The sequence below is a fragment of the Pseudomonas sp. Hz4 genome (assembly GCF_054898165.1).
Genome location: NZ_CM142719.1, coordinates 5,549,787 through 5,561,267, shown reverse-complemented (window position 1 = coordinate 5,561,267; position 11,481 = coordinate 5,549,787). Strand labels below are relative to the sequence as shown.

Annotated in this window: 10 protein-coding genes; 9 read left to right on the top strand and 1 reads right to left on the bottom strand. The window is 60.5% G+C overall.

Features of this window, described 5'->3' with window-relative positions:
* Nucleotides 1-59 precede the first annotated feature (59 nt).
* Genes ACYZTR_RS25715 through ACYZTR_RS25705 form a run of 3 tightly spaced genes read left to right on the top strand, consistent with a single transcriptional unit; the run spans nucleotide 60 to nucleotide 2,516 of the window.
* Entirely contained in the window at nucleotides 60-1,079 is a 1,020-nt protein-coding gene (locus ACYZTR_RS25715; protein ID WP_461974863.1) for an aminoglycoside phosphotransferase family protein, read from the top strand.
* Nucleotides 1,076-1,747 carry an N-acetylmuramate alpha-1-phosphate uridylyltransferase MurU gene (murU, locus tag ACYZTR_RS25710; RefSeq protein ID WP_461974861.1) on the top strand — a complete coding sequence of 224 codons (672 nt, stop codon included), beginning with the start codon at nucleotides 1,076-1,078 and terminating at the stop codon, nucleotides 1,745-1,747. The genes ACYZTR_RS25715 and murU overlap by 4 nt, the downstream gene beginning before the upstream one ends.
* A gap of 1 nt (nucleotide 1,748) precedes the next feature.
* A complete protein-coding gene (locus ACYZTR_RS25705; RefSeq protein WP_461974859.1) occupies nucleotides 1,749-2,516 on the top strand; it encodes a DnaJ domain-containing protein in 768 nt (255 codons plus the stop codon).
* A gap of 36 nt (nucleotides 2,517-2,552) precedes the next feature.
* On the opposite strand, the gene ACYZTR_RS25700 is transcribed toward ACYZTR_RS25705, so the two are convergent.
* The gene (locus ACYZTR_RS25700) at nucleotides 2,553-3,539 is read right to left on the bottom strand and encodes an alpha/beta hydrolase family protein (protein WP_461974857.1); all 987 of its coding nucleotides are present in this window, start codon (nucleotides 3,537-3,539) and stop codon (nucleotides 2,553-2,555) included.
* 73 nt (nucleotides 3,540-3,612) lie between these two features.
* Between ACYZTR_RS25700 and ACYZTR_RS25695 the strand changes: the two genes are divergently transcribed.
* The 6 genes from ACYZTR_RS25695 (at nucleotide 3,613) to ACYZTR_RS25670 (ending at nucleotide 11,404) form a co-directional block, all read left to right on the top strand.
* Complete coding sequence (locus ACYZTR_RS25695) at nucleotides 3,613-6,012, top strand: PAS domain-containing sensor histidine kinase (RefSeq protein WP_461974855.1); 2,400 nt, start codon at nucleotides 3,613-3,615, stop codon at nucleotides 6,010-6,012.
* Nucleotides 6,013-6,642, top strand: a complete 630-nt coding sequence (locus ACYZTR_RS25690; RefSeq protein ID WP_003210977.1) for a response regulator — start codon at nucleotides 6,013-6,015, stop codon at nucleotides 6,640-6,642.
* A gap of 280 nt (nucleotides 6,643-6,922) precedes the next feature.
* Nucleotides 6,923-8,047, top strand: a complete 1,125-nt coding sequence (locus ACYZTR_RS25685; protein ID WP_461974853.1) for an ABC transporter ATP-binding protein — start codon at nucleotides 6,923-6,925, stop codon at nucleotides 8,045-8,047.
* A 49-nt stretch (nucleotides 8,048-8,096) separates the two neighbouring features.
* Nucleotides 8,097-9,140, top strand: a complete 1,044-nt coding sequence (locus ACYZTR_RS25680; RefSeq protein ID WP_461974851.1) for an ABC transporter substrate-binding protein — start codon at nucleotides 8,097-8,099, stop codon at nucleotides 9,138-9,140.
* Between the two features lie 179 nt (nucleotides 9,141-9,319).
* Nucleotides 9,320-10,567 (top strand): ABC transporter permease, encoded by a 1,248-nt coding sequence (locus ACYZTR_RS25675; RefSeq protein ID WP_131061006.1) that lies wholly within the window; start codon nucleotides 9,320-9,322, stop codon nucleotides 10,565-10,567.
* Between the two features lie 12 nt (nucleotides 10,568-10,579).
* Nucleotides 10,580-11,404 carry an ABC transporter permease gene (locus ACYZTR_RS25670; RefSeq protein ID WP_461974849.1) on the top strand — a complete coding sequence of 275 codons (825 nt, stop codon included), beginning with the start codon at nucleotides 10,580-10,582 and terminating at the stop codon, nucleotides 11,402-11,404.
* Nucleotides 11,405-11,481: the final 77 nt, after the last annotated feature.

The following is an 11,481-nucleotide window of genomic DNA, read 5'->3' as shown; positions in this document are numbered from 1 at the left end:
AGATGCTGGATAATAAAGCATGCCCCGCTTGACGGCTAGCGCCGTCGGAGACCCTTGCAATGCCTGACCAAGATGTACGTTTGCAACACCTGAAAGTTTGGCTCGATGAGCAATTGGCTGTCCTCTTTGCAGAACAGGGTTGGGGTGCCGTACCCCCGGCCACGTTGATCGCGGCCAGTAGCGACGCGAGTTTTCGACGTTATTTCCGCTGGGAAGGCGAGGGCAGAAGCTTCGTCGTTATGGACGCGCCCCCCCCCCAGGAAAACTGCAAACCCTTCGTGGATATCGCTTTTTTGCTGGCGAAGTCCGGAATAAATGTTCCGAAAATTTATGCCGAAGACCTCAAACGTGGTTTTCTTTTGCTCAATGACCTGGGCAACAAGACTTACCTGGACGTGATCGACAGCGAAAATGCCGACGATTTGTTCAAGGATGCCCTGCAAGCACTGCTGGCTTTTCAGCAATTGCCGATGGTTGCACCGCTGCCAAGTTATGACGTGGCGTTGCTGCGGCGCGAGCTGGAATTGTTCCCGGAGTGGTACGTGAAGCGCGAATTGGGTATCGAGCTCGACTCGGCCCAGCAACTGCTCTGGCAGAACGTGACTGAGCTATTGATCGACAGCGCCCTGGCCCAGCCAAAAGTACTGGTGCACCGCGATTACATGCCACGCAACCTGATGCTCAGCGAACCGAATCCCGGTGTGCTGGATTTCCAGGATGCAGTCTATGGCCCTGTGACCTACGACGTGACCTGCCTGTTCAAGGATGCGTTCCTCAGTTGGCCCGAAGAGCGCGTGTGCGCCTGGCTGCAAGATTACTGGCAACAAGCAGGCGCCTTGGGCATTCCGGTTCAGTCTGACTTCGAAGATTTCCTGCGTGCCAGCGACCTGATGGGCGTGCAGCGTCACCTGAAAGTGATCGGCATCTTCGCCCGCATCTGCCACCGTGATGGCAAACCGCGCTATCTCGGCGATGTGCCGCGCTTCTTTGCTTATATAGACGCAGTGATCGCTCGTCGTTCTGAGTTGGCCGAGCTGGATGTGTTGCTGGCCAGTCTGCGTGCTGGAGCGAAGGCATGAAGGCGATGATTCTGGCGGCAGGCAAAGGCGAGCGCATGCGCCCGCTGACCCTGACTACACCGAAACCGCTGGTTCGCGCGGGCGGTATTCCGTTGATCGAGTATCACTTGAAGGCGTTGGCGGTGGCGGGGTTTACCGAAGTGGTGATCAACCACGCCTGGCTTGGCCAGCTGATCGAAAACTACCTCGGTGATGGCTCTCAATACGGCGTACGTATTCAGTACTCGCCGGAAGGTGAGCCGCTGGAAACCGGAGGCGGGATTTTCCGCGCGTTGCCGTTGTTGGGTGACGAGGCCTTTGTGGTGGTCAACGGTGACATCTGGACCGACTACGCCTTCAGCGTGTTGCACCAACCCATCACCGGGCTGGCGCATTTGGTGCTGGCGGACAACCCGGCCCATCACCTAGCCGGGGATTTCAGTCTGATAGATGGGCAAGTACACGACGGTCAGCCAGACACTGCAACCCTGACCTACAGCGGCATCGCGGTGCTGCACCCGCAACTGTTCGACGGTTGCTCAGCCGGCGCGTTCAAGCTTGCACCGCTGTTGCGCAAGGCCATGGCCGATGGACAAGTCACCGGCGAGCGCTTGAACGGACATTGGGTGGATGTCGGCACTCACGAGCGTCTGGCTGAAGTCGAAACTCTGTTAGAAGCGAGACGCTGACATGCTGTGGCCAGGGACTCTGATTGGAGCCGGAGCGGGCTATGCCATCGCCAGCATTCCGGGGGCCATGCTTGGCGCCTTATTGGGGCAGGCGCTGGATCGGCGCTTGAAATTGCAGAGCTGGGCGCACTTGCGAGAAAAGCTCGGTGGTCGCTCGGTGCTGCGCAACGACGAACTGCTGTTTGTGTTGTTGGGACGGCTGGCCAAATGCGATGGACGGGTGGTGGAGGGCCACATTCTGCAGGCCCGTCAGGAAATGCGTTCGCTGGAAATGAACGAGTCGGCCCAGCGCCGGGCAATTGCCGCGTTCAATCGCGGCAAGTCGGGAGATGACCGGTTGCGCGGTTACCTGCGCCGCTTGAGTGCTCAACCCCATGCGGCCGAAGGCGTCTTGCGCGCCTGTTGGCGGATGATCTGGGCTGATGGTCGCGCCGGTAGCGCTGAGCGAGCGCTGATTACGCAGTGGGGCAAATGGCTGGGCTGGACACGGCATCAAGTGCAGGCGCTGGCGGCCGATTATGAACAGCACAAGCTGGCGCCGGTCAGCAGCACGGTCACCTACCAAGATGCCCTGCGGCTTTTGGGCGTGTCGGCGACCAGCGAGCCGGCGCAGATCAAACGCGCTTATCGACGCCTGCTGAGTCGTCATCACCCGGACAAGATTGCCGGCAGCGGTGCGACGGCGTCGCAGGTTCGCGAAGCCACTGACAAGACTCGCGAACTGCATAGCGCCTACACATTGATTCGTGAGCGGCGGGATTTTCGCTAGTAGGGCAGGGGTGTAATACCTGCCAGGCGGCGAGGGTCAATCGGCTAGCGGATTCAACCAGCCGCGCACCCGTCGGAATAGCTGCTCTTGCTCAGCCTTGGTATTACCGGGCAAAGCCTTGAGCGACACCTGGCTGAATGCCGAAGCTTTCAAACGTTTGCTGGCTTGCATACGTGCCAGCGCCGCGTTGCGATCCAGCGGCTTATCCCTATAGAAGATGTCTGCGGTGGGAAGCTTCAGGGTCGGTGTCAGTTCGGCCAGCTCTGGTTTGGCTTTCGCCGGCATCTGAGCGGCGACCATCACAAACTTCTCCACTTGCGAGGGCTGCTTCTCGCTCAGATAACGTGCCGCCCAGTAAGCGCCGGTACCATGACCCAATATGACAATGCGGCGAGCGCTTTGCTGTTCGGCATAGGCAATGGCGGCGTCGATGCGGGCGAAGATTCGTTCGGCGTCGGCGTTGGCCTGTTCCTCGGTGGTTTCGGCGATCGCCTTGTCCGCCACCTCCGCTTCACCGCCCGCGGCTTGTTCGATGGGCGCTGCGGTGGTCGAATCTTTGCTGCCGGTGTCGGGGGTTTTTGGCGTGGTTGCCACTTCTACGATACGGGGTGCAATGGCATCGCTTTGCACGTCCGGCAAGGTGATACTCAGGCTGCTCCACTCGGCGTCTGGCAATTTACGTCGCAATGGACCTATTGCTTGCGGCCAGTCAACGCTTTCGCCGGCACCCGGGATTATAATCACCGCGCCTTTGGGGTCGGCGGTATTGGCCGGTTTCCACAAGGCCAGAAACGTGTCGCTGCCCGCTTGCAGTTGCTGCTGTTCCTGAGCAGGGATTTGTCGCTCAAGTGCGTTCGCTTCTTCCTGACTACGCTCAAGCAGCGGCTGGCGCTCGACCGGTTTTGCGTCGGCGGGTATTTGCGTCGCGGCAGGTGCCGTGTCGGCGGCCTCGACGGAAAAGGCGCAAGGCAGGATCAGCGACAGGCACAATGCTGGCAGTGCCAGGCGGTAAACAGGGGGCATCGGATATTCCAGGCCAGAAGTTATTCCGGCAGCCTAATGGGTTGGTCAGTATTTGTCAGTGTGTGAGATTTCGATGATGCGTTTTCGCTGCCTGTGGGTTATCGGCTGTTTGTGGTTTCCCTTGATGGGCTGGGCGGCTCCCGCGCCAGCGGGGCACGTCGCGCCATTGTCCGCAGACCAGCAGCAATGGCTGGCGCAGCATGGCGAGTTGCGCGTGGGGCTGGTGTTGCAGGTGCCCTACGCCCAATACGATCGCCGCTTGCAACGCCTGTCCGGGGTTAACGTCGAGCTGATGAAATGGCTGGCCAAGTCACTCAAGGTCGAGCTGAGCTGGCGTAATTTTCCCGACCTGGCGCAGCTGGAAACCGCCGCGCGCGAAGGTGAAATCGACATCGCGCCGGGATTGACCCAAACCCCCGCTGGCCTGCGGCTCTGGCAGTTTTCCGACCCGTATATGCGGGTGCCGCAACTGGTGGTCAGCGACCAGAAAAGAACCAGCGTGGTCGAGCTGGAAAAACTCGACAGCCAGACCCGCGTCGCCGTGCGCATGCCCGGCGCCACCGCCGATTACCTGCGCAGCAATTACCCGCACCTGAACCTTCAAGGCGTACCGGTCGAACGCCAGGCGCTGCAACTGTTATTGAGTCAGCAGGCCAGTTACGCCGTGGTCGACGAAGCGCAGCTGGGACGTCTGTCCGCTGAACCGGAGTTCGCCGGGCTGGTGGTGGTGGGTGATATTGGCCTGCCGCAACTGTTGCGGGTAGCCACGCGCCGGGACTGGCCGGAGCTGGCTGGCATCGTCGAAAGCGCGTTGCGGGCGATCCCGGCCAAGGACCTGGAGCAACTGCACAACCAATGGCTGCAACCCAAGTACCCGCGGCTGACCGAGTCCCCGGGTTTCTGGCAAAACCTCTGTCTGTTGTTGGCGGTGTTGATGTTGAGCAGCATGGCCATCGTGTTCTGGCAGCGGCGGCAGCAGCACAGTCTTGAGAATCGTTTGCGGGCAGCGCGCGAAGACATTGCCCTGCGTGCCGCCAGTGAAGAAGCCTTGCGTCTCACCCAGTTTTCCATCGACCAGAGCACCGTCGGCATCCTTTGGGTCAACTGGGACAGCCATGTGCGCTACGCCAATCGCGCGGCCGAAACCATGCTGGGTTATCCGGCGGGCGCGATCATTGATCGGCCGCTGATCGACTTCGAGCCCGGCTTGCATATGGATCGCTGGCTGAACCTGTGGAAGCGCGCCCGGGCGAGCGAGGAAGGCCCGCAAAGTTTCGAAACCAACTGCGTGCGGGCGGATGGCAGCAATCTGCCGGTGGATGTTTCGCTGAGCTTTTTGCGGTTTCGCGACGGCGAATACCTGGTGGTCTACCTCAACGACGTCACCGAGCGCCGTCGCGCCTTGGCCGCGTTGCAGGAAAGCGAGGCCCGGTTGCAAGGGATCGCCGCCAACGTTCCAGGACTGGTCTTTCGTCTGGAGCGGGCCCCGGTGACGGGGCAGATCGACTTTGCCTACATCAGTGAAGGCAGCGAGAGCCTGGTGGGTTACTCACCGGCCACCCTGGCCCATCGCGACAAAGGCCTGCGCAGCCTGGTGCACCCGGACGACAAGGCCAGTTATCACCAAACCCAGGACCATGCGCTGGATACCGACAGCGACTGGTCGTGGCAGGGGCGGATTCTCACCCGTTCAGGCAAGCAGCGCTGGGCCGAGATCAAGGCGATAACCCGCCGGCTCAAAGACGGCGCCTATGTCTGGGACGGGATCGTCTGGGACATCAGCGAAAGCAAACGTATCGAACTGGAACTGGCCTCTTCTCGCGAGCAGTTGCGCGAGTTGTCCGCTCACCTGGAGAGCGTGCGGGAAGAGGAAAAGGCCCGCATCGCCCGAGAAGTTCACGACGAACTGGGTCAGATGCTCACCGTGCTGAAGCTGGAAACGTCGATGTGCGAACTGTCCTATGCCCAACTCGACCCCGGTCTGCACGAACGCTTGAACAGCATGAAGCGCTTGATCGCTCAGTTGTTCCAACTGGTACGGGATGTGGCGACGGCGCTGCGACCGCCGATTCTCGACGCCGGGATCGCCTCGGCCATCGAGTGGCAGGCCCGCCGATTCGAGGCGCGCACGCAGATTCCGTGCCTGGTGCAGGTGCCGGAAAATCTGCCGGTGCTCAGTGATGCCAAGGCGATTGGCCTGTTCCGAATCCTTCAGGAAGCGCTGACCAATGTCATGCGCCACGCCCAGGCGCATACTGTCGAACTGACATTGGTGCTGGAAGGCGACGAGTTGTGCCTGACCGTCAGCGATGATGGCGTAGGATTTGTCCCTGCCACCGGTAGGTCAACATCCTTCGGGGTGGTCGGCATGCGCGAGCGAGTGTTGATCATGGGCGGGCAGTTCTCGCTTGAAAGTGAACCGGGTGAAGGCACGACCCTGAGTGTGCGAGTGCCGTTGGATGAGGAGAAGTAAGTGATCCGTGTACTGGTAGCTGAAGACCACACCATCGTCCGTGAAGGCATCAAGCAGTTGATCGGCTTGGCCAAGGACTTGCTGGTGGTGGGGGAGGCGAGCAATGGCGAGCAGTTGCTCGAGACCTTGCGCCATGTTCCCTGTGAAGTGGTCTTGCTGGACATCTCCATGCCCGGGGTCAACGGCCTGGAGGCGATTCCGCGGATTCGCGCGCTGAACAATCCGCCGGCGATTCTGGTGTTGTCGATGCATGACGAAGCGCAAATGGCCGCCCGTGCGTTGAAGGTCGGCGCCGCCGGCTACGCGACCAAGGACAGTGATCCGGCGCTGCTACTGACGGCGATCCGCAAGGTCGCGGCGGGCGGGCGCTACATCGACCCGGACCTGGCCGACCGCATGGTCTTCGAAGTCGGCCTGACCGATTCGCGTCCGCTGCACTCGTTGCTGTCTGAGCGCGAGTTCTCGGTGTTCGAACGCCTGGCCCAGGGCGCCAACGTCAACGACATCGCCCAGCAACTGGCCCTGAGCAGCAAAACCATCAGCACCCACAAGGCGCGGCTGATGCAGAAACTCAACATCACCTCCCTGGCGGAACTGGTGAAGTACGCCATGGAGCACAAACTGCTCTAAAGAACACCGCTATCCCCTGTGGGAGCGAGCCGGCTCGCTCCCACAGGTTTTCGATGGCATATCCATTTGCGACATCCTGAGAAACCACTTTTGCCCGTTCTTGCGACGTCCAGCGTCAAGCTTGCCACTGCCCCTATCCATCCCCGCCATCCTTGTAGGGCAATCCCTACCCCCAACCTTCCATCCGGCTGAGGCCATTCTCTCCTGCGCCCCGATTTGCGCGGTCACCAGCGTCCACTAGGCTTAGTCCACAGCAGTCATTAACAACAAAGGTGTGGGTATGAGCCAGGTCGATTCAAACGCAGGGGCCAGCGATATTCTGGTCAGCTTTCGTGGAGTGCAAAAAAGCTACGACGGCGAGAACCTGATCGTCAAAGACCTCAACCTGGATATTCGCAAAGGCGAATTTCTCACCTTGCTCGGGCCGTCCGGCTCCGGCAAGACCACCAGCCTGATGATGCTCGCCGGTTTCGAAACCCCGACCGCAGGCGAAATCCTGCTGGCCGGGCGGTCAATCAACAACGTGCCGCCGCACAAGCGCGACATTGGCATGGTGTTCCAGAATTACGCGCTGTTCCCGCACATGACCGTGGCCGAGAACCTGGGCTTCCCGTTGACCGTGCGTGGCTTGAACAAGAGCGACGTCAGTGATCGGGTCAAGCGCGTCCTGAGCATGGTTCAGCTCGACACCTTCGCCCAGCGCTATCCGGCGCAACTGTCCGGTGGTCAGCAACAGCGTGTGGCCCTGGCCCGCGCATTGGTGTTCGAACCGCAACTGGTGCTGATGGACGAACCCCTCGGCGCACTGGACAAACAACTGCGCGAACACATGCAGATGGAGATCAAGCATCTGCATCAGCGCCTCGGCGTTACCGTGGTCTACGTGACCCACGACCAGGGTGAAGCCTTGACCATGTCCGACCGCGTGGCGGTGTTCCACCAAGGCGAGATCCAGCAGATCGCTTCACCGCGCAGCCTCTACGAAGAACCGAAAAATACCTTCGTCGCCAACTTCATCGGCGAGAACAATCGTCTCAACGGCCGCTTGCACAGCCACACCGGCGACCGCTGTGTGGTCGAGCTCGGTCGCGGTGAAAAGGTTGAAGCCCTGGCAGTCAACGTCGGCAAGACCGGCGAACCCGTCACGCTGTCGATTCGTCCGGAACGCGTGAGCCTCAATGGTTCGAGCGAGTCCTGCGTCAATCGCTTCTCGGGGAGGGTGGCGGAATTCATCTATCTGGGCGACCACGTCCGGGTTCGCCTGGAAGTCTGCGGCAAGACCGATTTCTTTGTGAAACAACCGATTGCCGAGCTCGATCCCGCGCTGGCTGTCGGCGACGTGGTACCGCTTGGCTGGCAGGTCGAACACGTTCGCGCGCTCGACCCACTTCTAGAGGCGAACTGATCGCCCCCTGCTACACCAACACCAACCCTGCACGTGGAGAGAACAATAAATGTTGAGATCCCTGAAATTCACCGCTTTGGTCATGGGCATGATCGGTGCGGCACACGCAACGGCGGCGGGCCCGGACCTGACCGTGGTGTCCTTTGGCGGGGCGAACAAGGCAGCGCAGGTCAAAGCCTTCTATGCACCGTGGGAAGCGGCAGGCAACGGCAAGATCGTGGCAGGCGAGTACAACGGCGAAATGGCCAAGGTCAAAGCCATGGTCGACACCAAGAGCGTGTCCTGGGACCTGGTGGAAGTTGAATCGCCAGAACTGTCCCGTGGTTGCGACGAAGACATGTTCGAGCAACTCGACCCGGCGCTGTTCGGCAAATCCGAAGATTACGTAAAAGGCGCTATCCAGCCGTGCGGCGTGGGCTTCTTCGTGTGGTCGACCGTGCTGGCCTACAACGCCGACAAGCTGAAATCCGCACCGACCAGCTGGGTGGATTTCTGGGACACCAAGAAATTCCCGGGCAAACGTGGCCTGCGTAAAGGCGCCAAGTACACCCTCGAATTCGCTCTGATGGCCGACGGTGTTGCGCCAAAAGACGTCTACAAGGTGCTGGCCGGCAAGGATGGTCAGGATCGCGCGTTCAAAAAACTCGATGAACTCAAGCCAAGCATCCAGTGGTGGGAAGCCGGCGCGCAACCGCCGCAGTACCTCGCTTCCGGTGACGTGGTCATGAGCTCGGCCTATAACGGCCGGATCGCTGCCGTGCAGAAAGAAAGCAACCTGAAAGTCGTGTGGAACGGTGGTATCTACGACTTCGACGCATGGGCCATTCCAAAAGGTCTGGACAAGGCGCGTGCTGAGGCGGCGAAGAAATTCATCGCGTTCTCGGTGCAGCCACAACAGCAGAAGACTTACTCGGAAAACATCGCCTACGGCCCGGCCAACATCCAGGCCGTACCGTTGCTGGCCAAGGATGTCCTGAAAGACATGCCGACCACCCCGGAAAACATCGCCAACCAGGTGCAGATCGACGTCAGCTTCTGGGCTGACAACGGAGAGCAACTGGAACAGCGCTTCAATTCCTGGGCTGCGAAGTAATCACACCCGCAGTTGATCGTTCCCACGCTCCGCGTGGGAATGCCGCCCGGGACGCTCCGCGTCCCTTGTGACGCAGAGCGTCACTGGATGCATTCCCACGCAGAGCGTGGGAACGATCAGTGCCAAAGTTCGAGGTGGCATGCCGCCTCTGTAACGATCAAAGATTTCCGGAGTACGCCATGGCCACCGCCATTCCCCTGAACGCGGGCACTGACCCCACCCTGAAGCAGCGGCTCAAGCACGCCGAGCGGATCAACCGCTGGAAAGCACAAGCCTTGATCGCGCCATTGGTGTTGTTTCTGTTGCTGGTGTTTCTGGTGCCCATCGTGGCGCTGCTCTACAAAAGCGTCGGTAACCCGGAAGTAGTCGGCGGCATGCCGCGCACCGTGGCGGCCATCGCCAGTTGGGATGGCCGAGGCCTGCCCGCTGAACCGGTCTACAAGGCGGCCAGCGAAGACCTCGCTGAGGCCCGCAAGAATCAGACCTTGGGCGACCTGTCCAAGCGCTTGAACATGGAGTTGGCCGGTTACCGCAGCCTGCTGACCAAAACTGCACGTGCCTTACCGTTCGCCACTGAACCGGCCTCCTATAAAGAAGCGCTGGAAGGTCTCGACGAGCGCTGGGGCGACCCGGCCTACTGGCAAGCCGTGCGCCGCAACACCAGTAACATTACGCCGTATTACTTGCTGGCGGCGGTCGATCACCGTATCGACGACCTCGGCGAAATCGCCCCGGCCACACCTGATCAGGCGATCTACCTCGACATCTTCGCCCGGACCTTCTGGATGGGGCTGATCATCACCGTGATCTGCCTGGTGCTGGCGTATCCGTTGGCCTACCTGCTGGCGAATCTGCCATCGCGGCAAAGCAACTTGTTGATGATCCTGGTGCTGCTGCCGTTCTGGACCTCGATCCTGGTGCGGGTCGCGGCGTGGATCGTGCTGCTGCAATCGGGCGGACTGATCAACAGCGGTCTGATGGCCATGGGCATCATCGATAAACCGCTGGAACTGGTGTTCAACCGCACCGGGGTTTACATCTCCATGGTGCACATCCTGCTGCCGTTCATGATTCTGCCGATCTACAGCGTGATGAAAGGCATTTCGCCAACCTACATGCGCGCCGCGATTTCCCTCGGCTGCCACCCGTTCGCCAGTTTCTGGCGGGTGTACTTCCCGCAAACCTATGCCGGTGTCGGCGCCGGTTGCCTGTTGGTGTTCATCCTCGCCATCGGCTACTACATCACCCCGGCCTTGCTGGGCAGCCCGAACGATCAGATGGTCAGTTACTTCGTTGCCTTTTACACCAACACCAGCATCAACTGGGGCATGGCGACCGCACTCGGTGGGCTGCTGCTGTTGGCGACCGTGGTGCTTTATCTGATTTACAGCTGGCTGGTGGGCGCCAGTCGCCTGCGCCTGAGCTAAGGGGAGAACGAAATGCTGAGTCCTTATATGTCGCCCATTGAGCGGGTGTGGTTCTACAGCTTGCGGATTCTCTGCGGCTTGATTTTGTTGTTCCTGATTCTGCCGGTGCTGGTGATCATTCCGCTGTCGTTCAACTCGGGCAGTTTCCTGGTCTATCCGCTGCAAGGCTTCTCGCTGCAGTGGTATCAGGACTTTTTCGCCTCAGCGGAATGGATGCGCGCGTTGAGGAACAGCGTCATCGTCGCCCCGGCGGCGACCGTGCTGGCGATGATCTTCGGCACGCTGGCGGCGATTGGCCTGACGCGGGGCGACTTCCGCGGCAAGGCGCTGGTGATGGCGCTGGTGATTTCGCCGATGGTGGTGCCAGTGGTGATCATTGGTGTGGCGAGTTATCTGTTCTTCGCCCCGCTGGGATTGGGCAACAGCTTTTTCTCGCTGATCGTGGTGCATGCGGTGTTGGGTGTGCCGTTTGTGATCATCACGGTGTCGGCGACGTTGCAGGGGTTTAACCACAACCTGGTGCGCGCTGCTGCGAGCCTTGGCGCTTCGCCCCTGACGGCGTTCCGTCGGGTGACCTTGCCGTTGATTGCACCCGGTGTAATTTCCGGTGCGCTGTTCGCCTTTGCGACCTCGTTCGATGAAGTGGTGGTGACGCTGTTCCTCGCAGGCCCCGAACAAGCGACCTTGCCACGGCAGATGTTCAGCGGCATCCGTGAAAACCTCAGCCCGACCATTGCAGCGGCTGCGACGCTGCTGATCGCCTTCTCGGTGATCCTGCTGCTGACGCTGGAATGGCTGCGTGGGCGCAGCGAGAAACTGCGCACCGCCCAGGTCTGACCTGTACGCAATGATCGTTCCCACGCTCTGCGTGGGAATGCCTCACCGGACGCTCCGCGTCCGCTCTTGGGACGCAG